This is a genomic window from Brevundimonas sp. GN22 (genome assembly GCF_054824005.1).
This window is the reverse complement of sequence record NZ_JSYD01000016.1, coordinates 1-21,140: the sequence shown is the minus strand read 5'-3', so window position 1 is coordinate 21,140 and position 21,140 is coordinate 1. Positions and strand designations below refer to the sequence as shown.

General features: G+C 61.1%; 21 protein-coding genes. 11 read left to right on the top strand and 10 right to left on the bottom strand.

Annotation, left to right across the window (positions count from 1 at the left end):
* Positions 1-48 precede the first annotated feature (48 nt).
* Both OB03_RS02830 and acnA read right to left on the bottom strand, forming a co-directional pair.
* Positions 49-951 carry a DUF2971 domain-containing protein gene (locus OB03_RS02830; protein WP_461343169.1) on the bottom strand — a complete coding sequence of 301 codons (903 nt, stop codon included), beginning with the start codon at positions 949-951 and terminating at the stop codon, positions 49-51.
* A gap of 230 nt (positions 952-1,181) precedes the next feature.
* On the bottom strand, positions 1,182-3,881 hold the full coding sequence (acnA, locus tag OB03_RS02825; RefSeq protein WP_461343168.1) for an aconitate hydratase AcnA: 2,700 nt from the start codon (positions 3,879-3,881) through the stop codon (positions 1,182-1,184).
* Between the two features lie 184 nt (positions 3,882-4,065).
* On the opposite strand from acnA, the gene ccmA reads away from it, so the two are divergent.
* Together ccmA and ccmB are read left to right on the top strand one after the other, a co-directional pair.
* Positions 4,066-4,686, top strand: coding sequence for a heme ABC exporter ATP-binding protein CcmA (gene ccmA, locus OB03_RS02820; RefSeq protein WP_461343167.1), 621 nt, complete (start codon positions 4,066-4,068; stop codon positions 4,684-4,686).
* Positions 4,683-5,348, top strand: coding sequence for a heme exporter protein CcmB (ccmB, locus tag OB03_RS02815; RefSeq protein WP_242912581.1), 666 nt, complete (start codon positions 4,683-4,685; stop codon positions 5,346-5,348). The genes ccmA and ccmB overlap by 4 nt, the downstream gene beginning before the upstream one ends.
* 1 nt (position 5,349) lies before the next feature.
* On the opposite strand, the gene OB03_RS02810 is transcribed toward ccmB, so the two are convergent.
* The 3 genes from OB03_RS02810 to OB03_RS02800 are packed head-to-tail and all read right to left on the bottom strand — an operon-like array spanning position 5,350 to position 6,796.
* Entirely contained in the window at positions 5,350-5,982 is a 633-nt protein-coding gene (locus OB03_RS02810) for a Smr/MutS family protein (protein ID WP_242912582.1), read from the bottom strand.
* 5 nt (positions 5,983-5,987) lie between these two features.
* A complete protein-coding gene (locus tag OB03_RS02805; protein WP_242912583.1) occupies positions 5,988-6,218 on the bottom strand; it encodes a helix-turn-helix domain-containing protein in 231 nt (76 codons plus the stop codon).
* Between the two features lie 26 nt (positions 6,219-6,244).
* Positions 6,245-6,796 carry a DUF2975 domain-containing protein gene (locus tag OB03_RS02800; protein WP_242912584.1) on the bottom strand — a complete coding sequence of 184 codons (552 nt, stop codon included), beginning with the start codon at positions 6,794-6,796 and terminating at the stop codon, positions 6,245-6,247.
* Between the two features lie 470 nt (positions 6,797-7,266).
* Here OB03_RS02800 and rdgB point away from each other — a divergent pair, with 470 nt between their 5' ends.
* Together rdgB and hemW are read left to right on the top strand one after the other, a co-directional pair.
* Positions 7,267-7,869, top strand: coding sequence for an RdgB/HAM1 family non-canonical purine NTP pyrophosphatase (rdgB, locus tag OB03_RS02795; RefSeq protein WP_461343166.1), 603 nt, complete (start codon positions 7,267-7,269; stop codon positions 7,867-7,869).
* Positions 7,862-9,025 carry a radical SAM family heme chaperone HemW gene (gene hemW / locus OB03_RS02790; RefSeq protein WP_242912586.1) on the top strand — a complete coding sequence of 388 codons (1,164 nt, stop codon included), beginning with the start codon at positions 7,862-7,864 and terminating at the stop codon, positions 9,023-9,025. The genes rdgB and hemW overlap by 8 nt, the downstream gene beginning before the upstream one ends.
* On the opposite strand, the gene OB03_RS02785 is transcribed toward hemW, so the two are convergent.
* On the bottom strand, positions 9,022-9,882 hold the full coding sequence (locus OB03_RS02785; RefSeq protein WP_242912587.1) for a metallophosphoesterase family protein: 861 nt from the start codon (positions 9,880-9,882) through the stop codon (positions 9,022-9,024). The genes hemW and OB03_RS02785 overlap by 4 nt on opposite strands.
* Entirely contained in the window at positions 9,882-10,838 is a 957-nt protein-coding gene (locus tag OB03_RS02780) for a diacylglycerol/lipid kinase family protein (protein WP_242912588.1), read from the bottom strand. Before OB03_RS02780 ends, OB03_RS02785 begins: the two co-directional genes overlap by 1 nt.
* A gap of 137 nt (positions 10,839-10,975) precedes the next feature.
* Here OB03_RS02780 and OB03_RS02775 point away from each other — a divergent pair, with 137 nt between their 5' ends.
* The 3 genes from OB03_RS02775 to OB03_RS02765 all read left to right on the top strand — a co-directional run bounded on the left by OB03_RS02775 (position 10,976) and on the right by OB03_RS02765 (position 14,123).
* Complete coding sequence (locus OB03_RS02775; protein WP_242912589.1) at positions 10,976-11,326, top strand: glycine zipper domain-containing protein; 351 nt, start codon at positions 10,976-10,978, stop codon at positions 11,324-11,326.
* Between the two features lie 116 nt (positions 11,327-11,442).
* Entirely contained in the window at positions 11,443-11,916 is a 474-nt protein-coding gene (locus OB03_RS02770) for an OmpA family protein (RefSeq protein ID WP_242912590.1), read from the top strand.
* A gap of 95 nt (positions 11,917-12,011) precedes the next feature.
* On the top strand, positions 12,012-14,123 hold the full coding sequence (locus OB03_RS02765; protein ID WP_461343165.1) for a protein-disulfide reductase DsbD family protein: 2,112 nt from the start codon (positions 12,012-12,014) through the stop codon (positions 14,121-14,123).
* On the opposite strand, the gene OB03_RS02760 is transcribed toward OB03_RS02765, so the two are convergent.
* The gene (locus OB03_RS02760) at positions 14,120-14,413 is read right to left on the bottom strand and encodes a hypothetical protein (RefSeq protein WP_242912592.1); all 294 of its coding nucleotides are present in this window, start codon (positions 14,411-14,413) and stop codon (positions 14,120-14,122) included. The two genes, OB03_RS02765 and OB03_RS02760, sit on opposite strands and share 4 nt — an antisense overlap.
* 309 nt (positions 14,414-14,722) lie before the next feature.
* Here OB03_RS02760 and pgi point away from each other — a divergent pair, with 309 nt between their 5' ends.
* Positions 14,723-16,327: a glucose-6-phosphate isomerase gene (gene pgi, locus OB03_RS02755; protein WP_242913093.1), complete on the top strand. Its 1,605-nt coding sequence runs from the start codon at positions 14,723-14,725 to the stop codon at positions 16,325-16,327.
* A gap of 60 nt (positions 16,328-16,387) precedes the next feature.
* Here pgi and OB03_RS02750 read toward each other — a convergent pair whose 3' ends face one another.
* Positions 16,388-16,804, bottom strand: coding sequence for a hypothetical protein (locus OB03_RS02750; protein ID WP_461343164.1), 417 nt, complete (start codon positions 16,802-16,804; stop codon positions 16,388-16,390).
* A 250-nt stretch (positions 16,805-17,054) separates the two neighbouring features.
* On the opposite strand from OB03_RS02750, the gene groES reads away from it, so the two are divergent.
* The 3 genes from groES to OB03_RS02735 all read left to right on the top strand — a co-directional run bounded on the left by groES (position 17,055) and on the right by OB03_RS02735 (position 20,891).
* Complete coding sequence (gene groES / locus OB03_RS02745; RefSeq protein WP_461343163.1) at positions 17,055-17,342, top strand: co-chaperone GroES; 288 nt, start codon at positions 17,055-17,057, stop codon at positions 17,340-17,342.
* 54 nt (positions 17,343-17,396) lie between these two features.
* Complete coding sequence (groL, locus tag OB03_RS02740) at positions 17,397-19,043, top strand: chaperonin GroEL (protein ID WP_242912595.1); 1,647 nt, start codon at positions 17,397-17,399, stop codon at positions 19,041-19,043.
* Between the two features lie 210 nt (positions 19,044-19,253).
* The gene (locus tag OB03_RS02735) at positions 19,254-20,891 is read left to right on the top strand and encodes a leucyl aminopeptidase family protein (protein WP_461343162.1); all 1,638 of its coding nucleotides are present in this window, start codon (positions 19,254-19,256) and stop codon (positions 20,889-20,891) included.
* A 46-nt stretch (positions 20,892-20,937) separates the two neighbouring features.
* Here the strand turns inward: OB03_RS02735 and OB03_RS02730 are convergent.
* Positions 20,938-21,140, bottom strand: a 203-nt coding sequence (locus OB03_RS02730; protein WP_461343161.1) for a GreA/GreB family elongation factor, incomplete at its 5' end; no start/stop codon positions are given.

The following is a 21,140-nucleotide window of genomic DNA, read 5'->3' as shown; positions in this document are numbered from 1 at the left end:
TTAGCGTTGAAATGAAGAAGCCCCCTCGGAGCGATCCGAGGGGGCTTTCTAATCGACCTCATCATCGATCTCTGCAAAAGCCTCGAAAATGCCCCTGTGCCGGCGAGGGTGTGTGGCTATTAGCTCATCTATGTCGGCTGCTCGTTTGTCTAGCAAGAAGCGGCCATGTTGCCCCTGTATTTGATAAAAGCGAACATTTCTTTCTCTATCAGTTAGAGCTTTTACCACTGTAAAAATTACAGACGGAGGACACCTCATTCCGAAAACTATTTCTTCTAATTCAAGAGGAGAGGGTTGAGATCCCATTTCTCCTAGAAGTCTCCACTCTTTTTCATAATTCCAAGGCTTTGCTTTCTTTAGTAGTACGTCTCTATCTACTTCTAATCTAGCAGTATCATTATTTTCTAGCATTCTTAATATTGAACTAGCCTTAACGATTCTACTTCCTCCATAGTTTACTTTGTGAATATCATTCAAAGATTCGTTTGGTACTGAATATCCAATGCAAATGCCCTTATGTTGATCTCCATAATGGCTCCACATCAAAGGACAATTAGGTCTTTTTGCTAGGCAGAATATTCCTTTGTTGTACCTTTTGATCAATTCTTGTTCGACATACGTTCCTATTATAAATTTTTCCCTCTCTCCATGAGAAAATCTTTCTTCATCGTATAATGGATCATTGGCATAGTACTGAGCATCAGAAATGACGCGATAAGCTGCAGATTTGCTTTGCTTTATGATATGATTTCTTGTCGATGAGCCTTGGAATTTTAAACGTCGGGCTGCATCGGCCATTTCTAAAGATATTCTCGCTTCAACTAATTGAGAGAGAACATGTTTGAGTTCGTCAATATCTAAATCTAATTCTAGCGTTGGTTTGGTATCTAGGGGATCGTTAAAAGTTCTTGGATCGGCAAAGAACACAGTGTCCTCGACGATCATCTCCATCGTGAGGTTCGAAAAGCTTCTGTATTTATACAGCCTAAGAGGAGGTTTTTCCTTTGCCATGTCGGACCCTGTAAAATGCGACATGGAATTCATATTGCTGTTCTTTGTATTAGAAAAGGCCCGAGGATTGCTCCTCGGGCCTTTCTGTTGTGCGGGTTTCGCATTCTTAGTGGGCGGCGGTCAAAAGGCTCCGCCTTTTCGACCCGACGCCGCCTAGGCGCGGGAAGTTATCACTTCCCGCTAGCCAAGTTACGCAGCACGTACGGCATGACACCACCGGCCTTGAAGTAGTCAAGCTCGGTTTGGTTATCGATGCGGCAGCGGACCGGGAAGCGGGCCATCTTGCCGTCTGCCGGACGGAACAGCTCGACCCACAGGTCTTGGCGCGGCTTCAGCTTTCCGATGTTGGCGTCGGTCAGGCCACGGATGGTGACGATCTCTTCGCCGGTCAGGCCCAGCTTCTGCCAGCCGTCTTCCTTGAACTGCAGCGGAACGACGCCCATGCCGACCAGGTTCGAGCGGTGAATGCGCTCGAAGCTTTCGGCGATGACCGCGCGAACGCCCAGCAGACGGGTGCCCTTGGCCGCCCAGTCACGCGACGAGCCGGTGCCGTATTCCTTGCCCGCAAACACGACCAGCGGACGGCCTTCGCCTTGATAGCGCATGGCGGCGTCGTAGATCGACATCACGTCCTTGGACGGGAAGTGCTTGGTCACGCCGCCTTCGATTTCCGGCGTCATCTTGTTGCGGATACGGATGTTGGCGAAGGTGCCGCGCATCATGACTTCGTGGTTGCCGCGACGGGCACCGTAGGAGTTGAAGTCCAGCGTATCGACGCCGTGGGCCGTCAGATAGGCACCCGCAGGCGAGGCCTTCTTGATCGCGCCAGCCGGCGAGATGTGGTCGGTCGTGATGGAGTCACCGAAGATACCCAGAATGCGGGCTTCGACGATGTCCTCGACCGGGGTCGGCTCCATCGACAGGCCTTCGAAGTACGGCGGGTTCTGGACGTAGGTGGAGTTGTTGTCCCACTCATACGTCTGGCCACCGGTGACTTCGATCGCCTGCCAGTGCTTGTCGCCCTTGAAGACGTCGGCATAGCGGTTAGCGAACATCTTCGGCGTCACCGACTTGCGCTGGATCGTGGCGATCTCTTCGGCGGTCGGCCAGATGTCCTTCAGGAAGACGTCGTTGCCGTTCTTGTCCTGACCGATAGCGTCCTTGGTGATGTCGATGCGCATCGAACCGGCGATGGCATAGGCAACAACCAGCGGCGGCGAGGCCAGATAGTTGGCCTGAACGTCCGGGTTCACGCGGCCTTCGAAGTTGCGGTTGCCCGACAGGACCGAGGTCGCCACCAGAGCATTGTCATTGATGGCCTTCGAGATCGCCGGATCCAGCGGGCCCGAGTTACCGATGCAGGTGGTGCAGCCGTAACCGACAAGGTTGAAGCCCATCGCGTCGAGGTCTTCTTGCAGGCCAGCGTCGGTCAGGTAGTCGGTGACAACTTGCGAGCCCGGCGCCAGCGAGGTCTTGACCCAAGGCTTCGGTGCCAGACCCAGTGCCTTGGCCTTGCGAGCCACGAGGCCAGCGGCAATCAGCACACTCGGGTTCGAGGTGTTGGTGCACGAGGTGATGGCGGCAATGACCACATCGCCGTCGCCAACGGTGAAGTTCTCGCCTTCGACAGCCGCGCGCGGGGCGTCGGCCGGGCGGGCAAAGGTGCCGGTCAGGTGCTGTTCGAATTCAGGCGCGGCAGTCGTGAGTTCAACGCGGTCTTGCGGGCGCTTCGGACCGGCCAGCGACGGCACAACCGTCGAGATGTCCAGTTCGAGAACGTCGGTGAAGACCGGATCTTCCGAGGTTTCGTCGATCCACAGACCTTGAGCCTTGGCATAGGCCTCGACCAGAGCGACGCGAGCCTTCTCGCGGCCCGTTGCGGTCAGATAGTCGATGGTCGCGCGCGACACAGGGAAGAAGCCGCAGGTGGCGCCGTATTCCGGCGCCATGTTGGCGATGGTGGCCTGGTCTTCGATGGTCATGCCGACCAGCGCGTCACCGAAGAACTCGACGAACTTGCCGACGACGCCCTTCTTGCGCAGCATCTGGGTGACGGTCAGCACGAGGTCGGTCGCGGTCGCGCCTTCCGGCAGCTTGCCGGTCAGTTTGAAGCCGATGACTTCCGGGATCAGCATCGGGATCGGCTGGCCCAGCATGGCGGCTTCGGCCTCGATACCGCCAACGCCCCAGCCCAGAACGGCCAGACCGTTGATCATGGTGGTGTGGCTGTCGGTGCCGACGACGGTGTCCGGATAGGCCACAGTCTTCTTGCCCTCATCACCCGTCCAGACGGTCTGGGCGAGGTGTTCGAGGTTCACCTGGTGGCAGATGCCGGTGCCCGGGGGCACAACGCGGAAGTTGTTGAAGGCCGAGGAGCCCCAGCGCAGGAAGTTGTAGCGCTCGATGTTGCGCTCGTATTCGCGCTTGACGTTCTGGCCGAAGGCTTGGGCGTTGCCGAAGTGGTCGACCATGACCGAGTGGTCGATGACCAGATCGACGGGGTTCAGCGGGTTGATCTTTGCCGGATCGGCACCCAGCTTGGCCATGGCGTCGCGCATGGCGGCAAGGTCCACCACCGCCGGAACGCCGGTGAAGTCCTGCATCAGAACGCGGGCCGGACGGAAGGCGATCTCGTGCTCGACGGCACCCTTGTTCTCGATCCAGGCGGCGACCGCCTTCAGATCGGCTTCGGTGACCGAAACGCCGTCTTCGTTGCGAAGCAGGTTTTCCAGCAGCACCTTCATCGAGCGCGGCAGGCGCGAGATACCGGCAAGGCCCGCTTCCTCTGCGGCGGGAAGGCTGTAATAGGCGTATTTCTTGCGCCCGACCGTAAGGTCTTGGCGGGTCTTGAGGCTGTCAATCGACGGCATGCGGAGGTCCTCTGACAAACGCCGCCCGACAATTCGGTTGCGCTTTCGCGCGCATGACACCAAGGCACACAGGTCCCGGGCGCGCGCGGCGAAAGCCTGCTGCGGCTCATTTGGATATAGGCTTGCCCGCGCGGCACGTCCATGTATCCACATGGTATGAAGGGACATTGAGAAAGGTTCGCAAGTGCTTGATGGCCTGAAGATTACCGATCTGACCCTGTCGCGGGGCGACCGGTGCCTGATTGACGGGCTTTCAGTGGACCTTTCGGCGGGTCAGGCACTGGCGCTTTCGGGTGCGAACGGGGCGGGTAAGTCCAGCCTGCTTCGCGCCATTGCGGGATTTATCAGGCCCAATGGCGGGCAGATCGCATTCCTGAGCGGCGCTGAGCTTCTCGATGCTGATGAGGTGCGCCGCACTCATCTTCACCTGACCGGACATCTCGAAGGCCTGAAAGCCACCCGAACAGCGCGTCAGGAACTGATGTTCCAGTGCCGGTTTCTCGGAGGCTCCGAAGAGGCCATGCAGGCTGCGGTGGAGCGGCTCCACCTTGAGCCCCTACTGGATTTGGAGACGCGGCGCTTGTCTGCGGGCCAGAAACGTCGCCTGTCTATGGCGCGCTTGGTGTCTGCTCCGCGTGCGCTCTGGTTGTTGGACGAGCCCTTGGCCCCGCTGGACAGCCAGTGGCGCGAACGTATCGGCCACTTGATGCAGGACCATCTTGCGCGGGGCGGTATGATGATCGCGGCCGTGCATGATCCCCTTCCCTTCGACGCGCGATCTCTCGATCTGGGAGGGCGTGCATGAACAGTCTGCTTGGCCTCTTCCGTCGCGAGCTAGCTCTGGCTTGGGGCGGCGGCGGCGGCCCGCTGTTGGCCTGTGGCTTTATGCTTTGCTTTGCCGCCATGCTGCCGTTGGCGATTGGAGGTGATCCGGTGGCGCTGGCCCCGATGGCATCGGGGGCGGCGTGGGTTGCGCTGGCCGTTGCCTCGCTCCTGTCGCTGGAACGACTTTTCGAGCGCGATCTGGAGGACGGATCGCTGGATATTCTCGCGCTTGGGCCGGTGCCGCTGGAAGCGGTGGTGGTCGTCAAGGCGCTGGCCCAGTGGCTGGCCAACGGCGTGCCACTGGCGGTCATGGCACCCTTGGTGGCCTTGGCTCTGGGGCAGGACGCGGGCCTTGTTGGTATGACCGGTCTGACGGCGCTTATCGGGGGGCTGGGCTTTGCCTTTACCGGAGCCCTCGCTGCCACGCTGGCGTTGGGGGCCAAGCGGGGCGGTGTTTTGATCGCCGTGATCGTCTTGCCGCTCTTTATTCCACCTGTCGTGTTCGGAGCAGGGGGCTTGGCGCGCGCGGCCAATGATCAGCCTGTCGGTCCGGCTGTAGCGCTACTGGGTGCCTATGTTCTTTTCGCGCTAGTGATCGCGCCCTTTGCGGGAGCAGCCGCCATTCGCAACGCCCAGTCCTGATCTAGCGCTGGCGCAGCGTCACGTAGAACGCTCCATTACCGCCATGCCGTTGGTGGGCAATCGAGTAGCCCGACACGATCAGCCGCAAATAGGGACTGGCCATCCATTCCTCGAACGAGGAGCGTATGACGCCACCGCCCTGACGGCCTTGTCCGGTAATGACGAGGACCGCCCGCATGCCGCGCGCCTGACAGCTCATGAGGAAGGCGCGAAGTTCGTCTTCGGCCTCGAAACGGCTGAAACCGTGAAGGTCGATACGCGCTTCGATAGGATCGCGCTCGCGCGACAGGCGGCGCTTGCGGTTGGGCTCCAGATCTTCCGGTACGGGCCTGTCGGAAGCGCGGCCGATCATGGGGCGCGGGGCAATCTCGGCCAGATAGGCGACGTTATTGCCGCTGGATGCCGTGGTGACGGCGGCCGTCTTTGCTGCCTTTTTGCGGACGGCACGGGTCTTGGGGGTAGCCGGTGGCGCTTCGACCTCGCCCAGCATGGCGGTCATCTCGGCCAGCGCGGCCTCCACCGCATCGGGGGCGACGTAGTCGGATTTCGTTGGAGCCTTGGGCGTGACGGTATGCGTCACCCGTTTCCACAGGCGGCGGTCATCTTCGCTGGGTTTGGGAGGGCGGCGCGCCAACCGCCTCAGTCTTCGAGCGTCTCGGACGACGGGCCGGGGACATAGCCCAGCAGATCGCCCGGCTGGCAGTCCAGCTCGCGGCACAAAGCCGTCAGGGTCGAGAAACGAATAGCCCGCGCCTTGCCCGTTTTGAGGATCGACAGGTTGGCTACAGTCACGCCGACGCGATCCGCCAGCTCTGTCAATGACATGCGGCGCTCTGCAAGGAGACGATCGAGTTGGATGCGGATGGCCATGATTCAGTGCTTCTAGCGGTTATTCGTCAGATCGTCAGTTCGGTTTCTTCACGCAAACGCGCGCCCTCGCGGAACAGTTCGGCGAGCGTGAAGGTGATAACGATAGCGAAAGCGGGGGTGACGAGCTCGCCGACGCTGGGGGCTTCGACCGCGCCGAGGGCCAGTTTGTTGGCGACCAGCAGACGCGAGGCCCAGCCCAGCATGGTTACGAAAAACAGGGCTGCGCCGACCAGACGAAGACGCATCACGTTTGCAGGGTGGAAGGGATCACCGGCCAGCAGGGTCCGGAACATCTGGCGCAAATAGCGCAGGATCACCACCAAACCCGCGAAATAGGTGGTCACAACAGCCATGACGAACAGCACCAGACCGCGCGTCAGAGGCATCTGGCGGGTTACGCCGCCACTGTCGACGGAGATGCTGAAGGTATCGAGGGGGATGAAGATCGCGACGACAAAAACAATCGCGAAGATCAGTGTCAGCACGACCGATACAGTAAACCCGATATCGATCAGTAGCTTGAGTGCGCGGGCGGGAAACGTCCAACCACCGCTGGCTTTGATTGCAGCAAGGGGCATAGACATTTGGGAGAAGAGCCTTCGGCCTGAAGTTTTCGATCCCATGGAGTTTTCGGTCCGCGTTTGGTCGCAAATAGGAGCTGCGCCCGGCGTGTGCGTTGCGCGCAGCTTATCTATTCACGATGTTCTGCACGTTCGTCAAAGCTCGGGACAATCAAAGAGCTTGGAACAGGCTTGCCAGTGCAGCGGCCGGCAGGGCGGCGATCAGAACGGTGTTGAGGAAGATGTAGCCGACCTTGTCCATCATCAGCGAGGCTTTCATCGTTTGCATTGTCATTTCTCCGGTTAGCACAAGATTGTGCATTCGTTGATTGTCGCGAAAGAAGCTTGCCCTGGAGGAGGCGCTTGGGAACGTTGCGACCCGTCGTCCTTGAAAATGAACATAGAGCGACCGCTGTTCTAAGGCACGTTACATATCGTTTAACGATATTAAACTTTCGCAAGGTTCCAAATCGGCCTAAGGTGGCCTCATGAAACTTCGTCTTATCAAGGGGATGCGGCTGGTCGCTGCTACCCACAATCCCGGCAAGGCCCGCGAGATCGCCGCCCTGCTCGACGGCAATTACGAAATTGTCACGGCGGGAGAGCTGAATTTGCCCGAACCGGATGAGACGGAGACGACATTTGTCGGCAATGCCATGCTGAAAGCGCGCCATGCCACGCTGCTTTCTGGCGAGGTTTGCCTTGCCGATGACTCCGGCCTATCGATTGCCGCACTGGACGGTGCGCCCGGTATCTTTTCGGCGCGCTGGGCAGGTCCGAGCAAAGACTTTGCCCTGGCCATGCAGAAGGTCGAGGAGCGTATCGAAGTGACCGGGTCGAAAGATCGGTCGGCCTGGTTCACCTCGGCACTGGCCGTAGCCTGGCCCGACGGCACCTGTGTTGTTGTGGAAGGTCGTGTCGATGGTCAGGTGGTATGGCCCCCGCGTGGCGAGCGCGGTTTTGGCTATGACCCGATCTTCCAGCCGGACGGTCACGATCTGACCTTCGGTGAGATGGATCCTGCAGCCAAGGACGCCATGAGCCACCGCGCACTGGCCTTTGATCGCCTGAAGGCCGTCCTGATTGACTGATCATGTGCCGGACACGGACGGGCGGGTCGCCCTCTATGTCCACTGGCCCTATTGCGCCCGTATCTGCCCCTACTGCGACTTCAATGTCGTGCGTGATCGTGGTCGACATTTAGAGCAAGATGCTCTGGTCGAGGCCATCGTCGCCGATCTGCGTGCTCAGTCCGCCCTTATGGGGCCTCGGCAACTGACATCGGTCTTCTTTGGAGGCGGAACGCCTTCGCTAATGAAGCCCGATGCGGTTGCCCGCATACTGGACGAGGCGCGCGGCCTGTTTCCGGTCGCCGGAGCTATCGAGGTTTCGCTGGAGGCTAACCCCACCGATGCCGAAGCGGACCGTTATCAGGCTTTAGCCGATGCGGGTGTGACCCGCCTGTCGATGGGTATCCAGTCCTTTGACGATGGGGCTCTGAAGTTCCTTGGCCGCGATCATAGCGCCGCCTCGGCGAGGCGCGCGGCGGCCACGGCGGCGCGGATTTTCCCGCGTCTGTCGATCGATCTCATCTATGCTCGTCCCGACCAGACAGTGCCGGAATGGACCCAAGAACTCCGGACGGCCTTCGATCTGGGCTTCGAACACATCTCGCCCTACCAATTGACCATCGAGCCGACGACGGCCTTTGGCCGCGCCTTCGCGCGCGGGCGGTTGGTGCCGCCGGACGAGGACATGGCAGCGGCACTCTATGAGAGCACGCAAGAGATTTTGGAGAGGCAGGGTTTCGAAGCCTATGAGGTTTCCAACCACGCCAACAGCGTTGCTGCGCGTTCGTCCCACAACCTGCACGTCTGGCGTGGCGGGGACTATATCGGCGTCGGTCCGGGGGCGCACGGTCGCCTGACCACCTCGCAAGGACGCCAAGCCACAGTCGCGCATCGCCGGATCGCCAATTACGTGGCGGGCGTGTCGGCGGGCACGCCGTGGCAAGAGCACGAACATTTGTCGCCACTGGACGCCGACGAAGAGCGTGTCCTTCTGGGGATGCGGACTGTCGAAGGGATACCGCGCGAAGTCCTGACCCGACTGGGGATGGACTTCACCGCAGGGCGTCTGGCCGATCTGGTCGGTGACGGCTTTGTCGAGGTGGTCGGTGAGCGGCTGCGGGCTACACCCAAGGGGCGTCCCGTCCTCGACAGCGTTCTGAAAGTAATGCTGGCCTAGACGCCCAAGGTGTCTGCTTCGAGCGCGCCCGGAATGTTCGGATCCGGTGCTGTGTCGTCATGACGGGTGTCCTGACGGCGCTTCAGGGTCCAGTGCTCGCCGTCTACAAAACCCAGACCGTCCCACGTCACGACTGTGATCTTGATGGTGTGCGCGTCCCATTCGATGCGGTTAAAGCTCGGCGGATAATTGTCCCGCTCCCTCAAGGAGAGCGTTCCGCAACCCACCGCGTAGCAACGCCGCTCCGACATATCGATGGGCAGGGCGAAAGGCACATGGACATGGCCGGTGGTGATCAGATCAACGCCCGCTTCGGCAAAGATGCGCGCGGCGCGATCACCGCGTTTGACTGCGCCCGACATCGGGGTGTCGATCATCTCGACCAGTGGATGGTGGCAGGACAGGATCCGCAGGGTATCGGGCGGAGTCTGGCGCAGGGCTTCGGCGGCGCGGCGGGTCTGATCAAGATCGATCACGCCCTTGGACCAGTTGAGCCGGGCCTGCCAGCCGCGGGCGGTGGTCACACCGCGAACCATAAAGTCGGGCGCTGTAAACTCGTGATCATGCGCGGGGTGGCCGGTAGCCGTTTCGAACGCCCTCCACGGCCAGAACAGGCGCGCGAACACATCCCAATAGGGCACGTCGTGATTGCCGACACTGACGAACACTGGTTCGGGCAGGGCCTTGATCCACTCAGCCGCCGCTTCGAACTCGGAGCGTTTGCCCGATTGGGTGATGTCGCCGGTGATCAGGTTCAGATCGGCCTGATAGGCATGCGCATAGGCCATGGCCTCGTCGACGGCTGCCTTGTGCTCGACACCGAAGTGGATGTCGGAAAACTGGAGAATGACGCCCATCAGTTGCTGTCTTCAACGGCTTCGGGTGACAGCGCCAGAGCCGTGAAGGCGTGGGGAACGAATTTGACCGTTGCCTCCTTGCCGACCGGCACCGTCTCGCCATCGATCACGGCAGGAATGCGCGCCCGCCCCCACAGCTTCACCGAACGGGTTCGCGTGGTGTCGACCGCGTCGTCGTCGCGCCAGTCATTCAATACGGCGTTTGCGGCGAGGCGCAGAGCCTGTCCTGCATCGGAGGTCTGCATAACGGCCGCTTCAAGACCGGGGTCATCCTCGTTGAAGGCCTTTGAGATCAGAGGCGTGATCAGGACGACGGCTTCTGCCTTGCCGGACTCGCGTCCATCCAAACTGAAGCGGATACGGCCGGAAAAAGCGCGTCGGAACGCTGTGCGAGCCTTGGACCACGCCTCGCCCAACTGGCCCGAACGGATGGCCTCGCGGGCCGGAGCCCACAGGGCGGGGGCTCCCAAAATCGCGGCACAATAGAAATGCTCGTCGCCAATCGCCCCGCCGCCGACCTTGCGCGGCTCGCCCTGCTCAAGGGTACGTCGCAGGGCCTTTTGCCAGTCACCCGTTCCATAAAGCGCCTTGGGCAACATGTTCATGGTGCCGCCAGGCAGGGTTGCGACCAACAGGTCGTGCTTGCCGGCCAGGGTGGCGACCGAGCGTGCCGTGCCGTCACCGGCAAGCACCAGCAGGGCATCAGGTCGGGCGGCTATGGCCTTGTCGATGGTCTGCGCAAAGCCGTCGCCTTCCAAAATCTCGACTTCGGCTTCGAGATCATATTCGGACAGAATGGCACGGGCCTGATCGGCAGCGTTATTATTCACCCCGCCGGACATCGGATTGATGAGCATGATAATGCGGCGCAGAGGGACAGCCTGCGTCACAGCCCGTTTTAGCTCGGTAGCCTGTGGCGAAGCGTCGTCGGGGGCAGCGGCGGAAATATTCGACATGGGCAGCGAACGTTCAGCTTGTGTCTAGGTTCCTACATATAGCTCTGCAGTTATGCACCCTTTCACCGGAACCGGTCGCGCTCCGGTTCGTTGGTGTCACATCGGGGCTGCAACATGTCTGCAAGAGGAGTTTATCCATGAATAAGGCAATCATCGCCTTGGCAGGTGCCGGCCTTCTGGTCACCGCGTGCGCTAGCGATCCGTATTATGGTGGAAGCACCAATAATCAGGCTGTTCGCCAAGGTGCAGTCGGTGCCGGTTTGGGCGCGGTCGCAGGTGCGATCATCGGTAATAACGTAGGCGACGGCAATGCCGGTCGCGGTGCCGCTATCGGCGCTGTTCTGGGTGGTGCTGCCGGTGCCGTCCGCGGTTCGGCCCAAGACCGTAACAACCAGCAGCGCTATCGCGACAGCCAAGGCCGTTACTACTACTGCTACGACGGTCGTCAGTCGGAGTGCTATTGGGAAAACGGCCAGCGCCGTTACTAAAAACCGCTGAGGCGGACGCCCTGAATTCAGGGCATCGCTGATGAAGGCGGTCTCGGACTGAGACCGCCTTTTTCATGCCTCTCGTCGTTATCCGGGTTTGAAGGAGGTTGGGGCCTATGACCAATTCGGTTGAAGTAAAGCGTATCGCACTGGGTGTAGGGATTGCTGCTGCGGCCTTGGCGCTGGGCGCCTGTGCCACAAACGGCAGCGGCTACAAGACCCGCGACGCACTGGTGGCCCCGGTCAACTGTGCCAACCAGACCTTTGAAATCTATTTCGACGAGGGGCAGACCCGTCTCGCGCCGGCAGCGCTAACGTTGCTGCAAATGCGCGGCCAGCAACTGTCAGGCTGCGATATCCGCAAGGTATCCGTCACCGGTCTTGCTTCGGCCACCGGAGATAGCTCCGCCAACCAAGCCCTGTCCGAGCGCCGCGCTCAGGCCGTCAGCGAGGCTTTGGCAGCGCAAGGTTGGCCAGCACCCGTATTCGAGGTCAGCGCCGTCGGTTCAGAGGGCGCTCGCGACGGGCAGGTCAATGAACCGTTGCGCCGCCGTACCGAGGTGACGGTGGAGGCCGTTCCGCGCCGATAAACTCCTCACAAATGCAGGGGTAGGACAGCGTGTCGACTGTTCTCGTCGAATTTCGGTCGCTAAGGCAGACTAGCTCGGCGTAAACGGAAGACGGCATGACCTCACCCCTGCGACTTTTGCTCATTGTCTGGCTCGTGGCCCTGACCCTTTGTGGTCAGGCGATGGCGGCTGAGCAAAAGGACCCGCGGATCGAGGCCGAACTTGTGCCAATGAGCCAGTGGGTCGTGCCCGGCTCGACCGCTATTTTGGCTATCCGGCAGAAAATCTCGCCGCAATGGCATACCTATTGGCGCAACCCCGGCGACTCCGGCGGTGCAACCGAAGCCCAGTGGGACCTGCCCGCCGGTTTTAAGGCGGGAGACTTCCTGTGGCCCCTGCCCGAGCGCAAGCCGCTGATGGGGCTGATGAGCTATGTTTATAGCGACCAAGTTTACCTGCCTGTACCGATCGAAGTGCCAGCCGGTCTGACGACTGGCGAGAAATACTCTGTCTCGGCCAACGTCCTGTTTCTTGTCTGCAGCGACGAGATGTGCGTGCCGGTGAATATGACGCTGTCCACGGATTTGCTGGTGGGCGAAGGCGCGGCACCACTTACCGCGCGGCACGGCAGGGCCATTGAAAACGTGGTCACCGGTGCCCCCCGAGCGGCCGAAATCGATGCCGCGGCGCGGGTTGAAAACGGCCAGCTCATCATCAACGCGGCCGGTGGTCCCTTGGTGGGCCTAAAGCCGCGCTGGGCCTATTTCTATGCGCACGGCCAGACCGTTTTGGACCATGCGGCCAAACAAAAGGTGGAGCTGGGTCCGCAGGGTCTGACCTTTAGCGTGCCCGCCGGACGCGCAACGCGAGAAGGCGTGACCGAGCCGGTGACGGGCACCATTTCCACCGACGCGGGCGCTTGGGAGATCACCGCGTCGTCAGGTGCAGCCCTGGCGGGGACTACGGGCGACGGAAGCGTCAGTACAGATGCGCCCGATAAGGATCAGGCCACGGTCGGGTTCTGGCAGGCTGCCGTGTTCGCGCTGCTGGGCGGGTTGATCCTCAATCTGATGCCATGCGTGTTTCCGGTGCTGGCCATGAAGGCGGCGGCCCTGACACGCTCCGCGCATGATCCGGTTCAACTGCGCCACGACGGATTCGCCTTTACAGCTGGTGTGCTGGTGTCATTTGGCGCGCTGGCGGGGGGGCTGCTGGCTTTGCGGGCACTGGGTCAAAGCATCGGCTGGGGCTTCCAGCTTCAGTCACCCGCGGTGGTCGGGGCATTGGCTTTGTTGATGCTGGCCGTGGCGATGAACCTGTCGGGTATCTTCAGCTTCGGTGGCCGTCTCCAGCAACTGGGCGGCATAGGTGCTCAACGATCGGGCCTGTTCGGCGCGTTTCTGACAGGGGTTCTAGCTGTTGTGGTGGCCGCGCCCTGTACGGCACCTTTTATGGCCGTGGCGACGGGGGCAGCCTTGGTACTGTCATGGCCGCTGGCACTGGCGGTATTTCTTTTGCTCGGCGTGGGGCTTGCCCTGCCCTATCTCGTGCTCAGCCTCAGCCCGCGACTGCTCCGGGGATTGCCCAAACCGGGGCCGTGGATGGAGCGACTGCGGAACATTCTGGCCCTACCGATGTATGCGACGGCCGTCTGGTTAGCTTGGGTGTTCGTGCGCCAGACCAACAGCATCGTTTGGTTGGCTGTTGCCGCCGTCTTGTTAGCCGTCATGCTTTGGCTGGTGGGTCGCGCACAAATAAAACCGAATGCACGCATATGGGTCGGGACTGCTGCAGCCTTCGCCGTAGCCTTCGTTGGTGCGGGTGTCATGGCACTACGGACGCCGGTGACCGTGGCAGCACAAGGCTCGCATTCGGCCCTACCGTCGAACCCCTGGTCGAATGAAGTGGTTCAGGCAGGGTTGTCGCAAGGCAAGCCTGTCGTTGTGAACTTCACGGCCGACTGGTGCGTCACCTGCAAGATCAATGAGCGCACAGCCCTGGCGTCGGAGCGTACCGCCAAGGCCTTTGCCGATACGGGCACGATCTATCTGGTGGGCGACTGGACACGCTCCGATCCGGCCATCACGGCAGAGTTGCAGCGTCATGGCCGCTCGGGCGTGCCGCTATATCTGGTCTATTCGCCGAATGCCGCTCAGCCCGTGGTCCTGCCCCAGATCCTGACAGAGGGCGTGGTCATCAAGGCCGTCAAAAACGCGGCCAGGCCCTAGTCCACACCCTCGACGTGCGGCGGGGCCAGAATAACCTCGACATTGTCGTTCAGCAGATAGGCCAGTTCCTCGAACGCCTGTCTGCGCTCGGGACCGGGTTTGGCCGCCTCGACGAGCGCTACCTTTTTAGGAATATCCTCCGCGATCCCGCGCAGGATGCACGTCAGGTCCCCGTCGGTGCCGCTGGCTTTCAAGGCCAGATGGGCCTGCATGTTGGCGTGCGAGAGTTCGGCGGCCTGTGAGCTGAAGGCCATAAAAGGCGCACTGCGCGCGAAGTGTTCTTCGGCCACGGCGGGGCCTTCCATCCAGTACTGGACGATAGTCTTTAGTCGCCCCGCCTCCTGGACAAGTGACCGCGGCTCAGCTTCGTCGGAAAATGGCGCTGATGCAACGGCCTCTACAACAGGCACGTTTGACGCACTGTATTCCGCTGAAAATAGCAGGGACGCAGCGAATACGAGGTTGCAACTCATAATAATTTCCCCTCCAACCCGTTTCCGGACGGGTTAGAGTCCCCCTCGGCTTCTATCCCCTGGAGCTCGAGTGTTAGTATAACGACGGTAAACGAGGGCTGAAAACTGTTGGCTGAACCCGAGACGATCCTCACTTCGGATGCTGCATGGTCCAGGCTTGTCTCCGTGGCTGCACATGATCGTGACGCCTCTATCCTGGAACAGTTCGAGAAAGACCCCGAGCGGCTGGAGCGTTTGTCGGTAACGGCGGCTGGCCTCTATATCGACCTGTCCAAACAAAGCTGGACGCGGGCCGGACTGGCCGCTGCCCTCAACCTTGCGCAGGCGCGCGATGTTGAAGGCGCGCGCGATGCCCTGTTCGCCGGCGAGGCCGTCAACACTACCGAAGGGCGTGCAGTGCTGCACCCTGCCCTCAGGGCGTCGTCGCACAAGCAGTTCTTCGCTCTGGGCAGTTCCATCACCGACGAAGTGCATCGCCAGCGTCAGGCTCTGAAGGCCTTTGCCACCGGCGTGCGCGAAGGCACCATCCGTGGCGCGACGGGCAAACCTATTCAGGCGGTCGTCCATATCGGTATCGGCGGCTCCGATCTGGGGCCGCGTGTAGTCTGGGAGGGGCTTCGTACCCGCTTCCCGACTTTTCAGGTGCGGTTCGTCGCCAATATCGATCCCGCTGATCGACAAGAAGCTCTGGCGGGTCTCGATCCGGAAACCACTCTGGTTATCATCGTCTCGAAGACGTTCACGACGTTGGAAACTCTCGCCAATGCCAAGGCTGTGCGGGACTGGTTGCAGTCGCGACTGCCGGATGGTGCCGATATTGCCAAACAGATCGTCGGGGTGACCGCTACGCCTGAAAAGGCGGACGAATTTGGCTGCGGTCAGACCTTTGCTTTCTCGGACTGGGTTGGCGGTCGCTTCTCTCTTTGGTCATCGGTCAGCCTGTCGGTCGCTATCGCGCTGGGCTGGGATGTGTTCGAAGAGCTACTGCGCGGTGCCGAGGCTATGGACGATCACTTCGTCACCGCACCTTTGGACCGCAATGGTCCGGTCCTGATGGCGTTGGCGCAGATTTATAACGTGGACGGGTTGGGTCGGACGGCACGCTCGGTCGCGCCCTACGCCTATGTCCTTCGTCGCTTTCCGGCCTACCTCCAGCAGTTGGAGATGGAATCCAACGGCAAGCGCGTGACCCGCGATGGCCGCCCCATCGAACAGGCCACCTGTCCCGTGATCTTTGGCGAGGTCGGGTCAAACGGCCAGCACGCCTTCTTCCAGCAACTGCATCAAGGTCCGCAGGTCGTCCCGACCGAGTTCATCATCGTTCGCCAAACCCACGATGACGGACCGGAAAACAAGCTCTGGGCCAATGCGCTTGCCCAGTCGCGCGCCTTGATGGTCGGTCAGTCCATGTTGGCGGCTTATGATGAAATGCTGGCTGCCGGCGCGTCTGAAGAAGAGGCGGCGCGGCTGGCTCCCCACAAGACCTTCCCAGGTAATCGCCCGTCGTCGATGATCGCCATGGACAAGGTCACGCCCAGCACCTTGGGCGCGCTTATAGCACTGTATGAACACAAGACGTTCGTCGAGGGCGTGATCTGGGACCTGAACAGCTTTGACCAATGGGGCGTGGAACTGGGCAAGGCCATGGCCAGCTCTGTGATGAACGTCGCTGCGGGTGGAGCCGACGAGCTGGATCCGTCCACCTTGGCTTTGCTGAAAAGGCTGACTTAAGCCCCATGAATGCAAAAAGGGCCCGCCTTCATCAGGCGGGCCCTTCGCGTTTTCTAGCGCTTACCAGCGACGGTCGTAGCGATAGCCACGGTCGCGTTGGTCATAGCGGCCACCGCGGTAGTCACGGCGGTCATAGCTGTAACGGTCGCGGCTGTTGATGCCGTGTTCACGTTCCCAGTGACCTTGGTTACGGTAGCAACGGCCACCGCGGTAATAGTTACATTCGCTGCGGTTATCCGACGATGCGGCACCGACCGCAGCACCTGCAAGGGCACCACCGGCGACATAGCGACCATCGCCATTACCGATGATGGCACCGGCCAGACCGCCGACGACGGCACCGAGGACTGCATCCTTGGCGGCGTCATTACCGCGGTCGCGGTCATGATAGCGCTGGGCCGAAGCAGGCGAAGCCATGAGGGTCAGGGCGAGAGCCGGGGCGATTGCCGCGACGCCAATTTTGGACAGGGTCTTCATAGGCGGGCTCCTTTCAAAGCCGGTGTTCAAACTCTGAGGATGTTTATAGCGGAGCCTATCTGAACAGCCCCAGCGGACCCTGTTCATTTTCGCTTCATCTTCGCGGCAGCGATTTCGGAAAAATTCGTCAGGCCTACCCTTGACCCTCTCTGTGGGGGTGCCTAACTCCCCGCCGTTAGCACTCGAGGGGGATGACTGCTAAAGCCTTCCCTCAAGCTGCTAAGGCAAAATTTTAACTGGAGATCCTCTGATGGCGTTTCGTCCTCTCGGCGACCGCGTGCTGGTAAAGCGCGTTGAAGAAGCTACCACGACCAAGGGCGGGATCATCATCCCCGACACCGCTAAGGAAAAGCCTCAAGAAGGCGAAGTGATCGCTGTTGGCTCGGGCGTTCGTGACGAAGACGGCAAGTTCGTCGCTCTGGACGTCAATGTCGGCGACCGCATCCTGTTCGGCAAATGGTCGGGTACCGAAGTGAAGATCGAAGGCGAAGACCTGATCATCATGAAGGAATCGGACATCCTGGGCGTGCTCTCGTAAGCACCCGATTGTCCTAAATTCCTGAACAATAACATTTAGATAGGAGCTGCCCGCATGGCCGCTAAGATCGTACAGTTCAACACCGATGCCCGCGACAAAATGCTCAAGGGCGTCAACGTCCTGGCTAACGCCGTCAAGGTGACCCTGGGTCCGAAGGGCCGCAACGTTGTGATCCAGAAGTCGTTTGGCGCTCCGCGCTCGACCAAGGACGGCGTTTCGGTCGCCAAAGAGATCGAGCTGGAAGACGCCTTCGAGAACATGGGCGCCCAGATGATCCGCGAAGTCGCTTCGAAGGCGAACGACAAGGCGGGTGACGGCACCACCACCGCAACCGTTCTGGCTCAAGCCCTCGTGCAAGAAGGCCTGAAGGCTGTTGCCGCCGGCATGAACCCGATGGACCTGAAGCGCGGCATCGACAAGGCTGTCGAAGCTGTTCTGGAAGAAGTGAAGTCGATCTCGAAGCCGGTTTCGAACAACTCGGAAATCGCTCAGGTCGGCACCATCTCGGCTAACGGCGACACCGAAATCGGTAGCCTGATTGCCCAGGCCATGGACAAGGTCGGCAACGAAGGCGTCATCACCGTCGAAGAAGCCAAGACCGCCGAAACCACCGTCGACATCGTCGAAGGTATGCAGTTCGACCGCGGCTACCTGTCGCCGTACTTCATCACCAACGCCGACAAGATGGAAGCTGTCCTCGAAGAGCCGCTCATCCTGCTCCACGAGAAGAAGCTGACCTCGCTGCAGCCGATGCTGCCGATTCTGGAAGCTGTTGTTCAGTCGGGCCGTCCGCTGCTCATCATCGCTGAAGACATCGAAGGCGAAGCGCTGGCGACCCTGGTCGTCAACAAGCTGCGCGGTGGTCTGCGCGTTGCTGCCGTCAAGGCTCCGGGCTTCGGCGACCGCCGCAAGGCCATGCTGGAAGACATCGCGATCCTGACCGGCGGTGAAGTCATCTCGGAAGACCTCGGCATCAAGCTGGAAACCGTTACCCTCGACATGCTGGGTAAGGCCAAGAAGGTCGTCATCACCAAGGAAGACACCACCGTCGTTGAAGGCGTTGGTGCCAAGGATGCGATCGAAGCCCGCGTTGGCCAGATCAAGCGCCAGATCGAAGAGACCTCGTCGGACTACGATCGCGAGAAGCTGCAAGAGCGTCTGGCCAAGCTGGCCGGTGGCGTTGCCGTCCTGCGCGTCGGCGGCGAGACCGAAGTCGAAGTGAAGGAAAAGAAAGACCGCGTCGACGACGCCCTGAACGCAACCCGCGCTGCTGCGGACGAAGGTATCGTCCCGGGCGGTGGTGTGGCCCTGCTGAAGGCTTCGAAGGTTCTGGCTAACGTGGAAGGCATCAACGCCGACCAGAAGGCTGGCATCAACATCGTCCGTCGCGCCCTGCAAGCTCCGATCCGTCAGATCTCGGAAAACTCGGGCGTCGAAGGTTCGATCGTCGTCGGTAAGGTTCTGGAATCGACCGAAGCCAACTTCGGCTTCAACGCTCAAACCGAAGAGTACGGCGATCTGGTCCAAATGGGCGTGATCGATCCGGCCAAGGTTGTGCGTTCGGCTCTGAAGTCGGCTGCCTCGGTTGCCGGCATCCTGATCACCACCGAAGCGGCTATTGCCGATGCTCCGAAGAAGGCCTCGGCCGGCGGCGCACCGGACATGGGCGGCATGGGTGGCATGGGCGGCATGGACTTCTAAGTCCGGCTTCTCAGAGCAACCCAAAAGGGAAGGGCGGGATCGAAAGGTCCCGCCCTTTCTCATTGGCGTTGCGCAAGGAGCTGCCAGCCCCAAACGTGCTCCTGACGTGACACGGCGTCGCGTTGAGGGCGCGATGTGCCTAACGCGGGTTGCTCCGCGTGGGCGGCGCGCTTCATAAAGCCCACCTGTCGTCAACGAGGGGGCTGACTGATGCAGCGTTTCTACAAATCTTCCATCGCCGTTCTGGCTGTCGTCGCAGCCGCAGGTTTGAGCGTCGCTCAACCGGCCGAGGCGCAGTCGCGCCGCGCACCTGCCGCGAACGAGCGCGTCGCCCAGCCCGTTGGCGCTTCGGCCCGCTACTCGGTTATCCGCGAAGTCGCTTTCGCCAGCGCCCTTCCGGCGGCATCGGATACTCTGGTCATTGTCGCCTCCTCCGAAGAAGATCTGGCCGTGCGCGGTCTGGACGCCGCCACCGTTGAAGCGGTGAAGTCGGGTCTGACCGCAGCGCGCTTCAACTACGGCCCACGCAAATCCATCAGCCTCTACGGCGTCGCGGGGTGGAACCGCGTGTATGTTCTGGGTCTGGCCAAGGACGCCGGCGCAGCGGACATCCAAACCGCCGGGACGATTGCTGGCCGCGCCCTGATGTCGGAAGCCGGAATCCTCACCGTCGCCGCCAAAGGCCTGTCCTCGGACGTCGTCTCCGAGATCGTCACGGGTCTGGGCATTGGCCAGTACCGCGTTGATTTCTACAATACCGACGCTCGCATCACGGCTCTGCCGGGGGCAATCACCGTCGTCGCCGATGGCGATGCCGAGGCCCACTACAAGTCACGCGGTGCCCACATCGTCGAGGCGATGAGCTGGACCCGCAACATCGCCAACGAGCCCGCCAACATCGTCTATCCCGAGGTGTTCGCCGCCCGCACACGCGAAGCTTTTGCCGGTATTCCGGGTGTGACGGTCGAAGTTCTGGACGTGGCAGCTATGCAGCGTCTGGGCATGGGTGCGATTCTGGGCGTGGGTCAGGGCTCCCAGCGTCCGCCGGCGCTGGTCGCAGTCCGCTATCGCGGTCAGGGTGCCGCCACCACGGGCCCGATTGCTCTGGTCGGTAAGGGTATTACCTTCGATTCCGGCGGCATCTCCATCAAGCCCGGCGCCAACATGGGCAATATGAAGATGGACATGTCCGGTGCTGCGGGCGTGGTGGGTGCGGTTCTCGCGCTGGCCAAGTCGGGCGCGCCGGTCGATGTACTGGCCGTTGCCGCTGTCGCCGAGAACATGCCTGATGGCGGTGCGATCCGTCCGGGTGACGTTCTGACCGCGATGAACGGCAAGACCATCGAGATCGTCTCGACCGATGCCGAAGGTCGCCTTGTTCTGGCCGATGCCATCACCTGGGCTGACACCAACTATAATCCGGCGGCTATCATCGACGTGGCGACCCTGACCGGAGCTGTGGGCGGGGCTTTGGGACCGGACTATGCCGGTCTGTTCACCCGTCACGACGCATTGGCTGATCAAATCGTGGAAGCGGGCAAGGCCGCGGGCGAGCCCGTGTGGCAACTGCCGATGCACCCGTCCTACGGCGGCCGTCTGGCATCCCCAATCGCAGACCTGCGTAACGGTGGCGAGCCGGGACCGGGTGCGGGTACCGCGGCTCACTTCATCGGCAATTTCGTTCGTCCGGAAACGCCGTGGGCGCACATCGACATGGCCAATGTCGCCTATGGCGGTGGCAATGACGTCAAGCCCGCGGGTTCGGCAGGCTGGTCGGTACGCCTGTTGGAAAACTTCGTCCGCAACTTCCAGCCGGTAGCACTGGAAAAGGGCAAGGGCGGCCACTAAGCCCCTTGTGTTTCAATAGGAAAGGCCCCCGTCTCGGGGGCCTTTTTTATGCGTCGACGGCGATGATCGCCACGGTCTGTCCGGCGATTTCCGCTTCGTCATCGACCGGTTTGCCGATCAAGGCCCGTGCCAGAGGCGAGACATGGCTGACAGAACCCTTGGCGGGGTCGGCTTCGTCCTCGCCTACGATGCGGAAGGTCTGGATGCGGCCATCTTCGCGCTCGATGGTGACAGTGCCGCCGAAGCGCA

Bases quoted from the DNA above. Each gene is read 5' to 3' on its own strand.
- ccmB (WP_242912581.1), top strand. From the start codon at position 4,683: ATGAACAGTCTGCTTGGCCTCTTCCGTCGCGAGCTAGCTCTGGCTTGG.
- OB03_RS02735 (WP_461343162.1), top strand. From the start codon at position 19,254: ATGCAGCGTTTCTACAAATCTTCCATCGCCGTTCTGGCTGTCGTCGCA.
- OB03_RS02770 (WP_242912590.1), top strand. From the start codon at position 11,443: ATGACCAATTCGGTTGAAGTAAAGCGTATCGCACTGGGTGTAGGGATT.
- groES (WP_461343163.1), top strand. From the start codon at position 17,055: ATGGCGTTTCGTCCTCTCGGCGACCGCGTGCTGGTAAAGCGCGTTGAA.
- OB03_RS02805 (WP_242912583.1), bottom strand. From the start codon at position 6,218: ATGGCCATCCGCATCCAACTCGATCGTCTCCTTGCAGAGCGCCGCATG.
- rdgB (WP_461343166.1), top strand. From the start codon at position 7,267: ATGAAACTTCGTCTTATCAAGGGGATGCGGCTGGTCGCTGCTACCCAC.
- OB03_RS02765 (WP_461343165.1), top strand. From the start codon at position 12,012: ATGACCTCACCCCTGCGACTTTTGCTCATTGTCTGGCTCGTGGCCCTG.
- OB03_RS02830 (WP_461343169.1), bottom strand. From the start codon at position 951: ATGGAGATGATCGTCGAGGACACTGTGTTCTTTGCCGATCCAAGAACT.
- OB03_RS02800 (WP_242912584.1), bottom strand. From the start codon at position 6,796: ATGCCCCTTGCTGCAATCAAAGCCAGCGGTGGTTGGACGTTTCCCGCC.
- acnA (WP_461343168.1), bottom strand. From the start codon at position 3,881: ATGCCGTCGATTGACAGCCTCAAGACCCGCCAAGACCTTACGGTCGGG.
- OB03_RS02775 (WP_242912589.1), top strand. From the start codon at position 10,976: ATGAATAAGGCAATCATCGCCTTGGCAGGTGCCGGCCTTCTGGTCACC.
- OB03_RS02785 (WP_242912587.1), bottom strand. From the start codon at position 9,882: ATGGGCGTCATTCTCCAGTTTTCCGACATCCACTTCGGTGTCGAGCAC.
- OB03_RS02780 (WP_242912588.1), bottom strand. From the start codon at position 10,838: ATGTCGAATATTTCCGCCGCTGCCCCCGACGACGCTTCGCCACAGGCT.
- groL (WP_242912595.1), top strand. From the start codon at position 17,397: ATGGCCGCTAAGATCGTACAGTTCAACACCGATGCCCGCGACAAAATG.
- OB03_RS02750 (WP_461343164.1), bottom strand. From the start codon at position 16,804: ATGAAGACCCTGTCCAAAATTGGCGTCGCGGCAATCGCCCCGGCTCTC.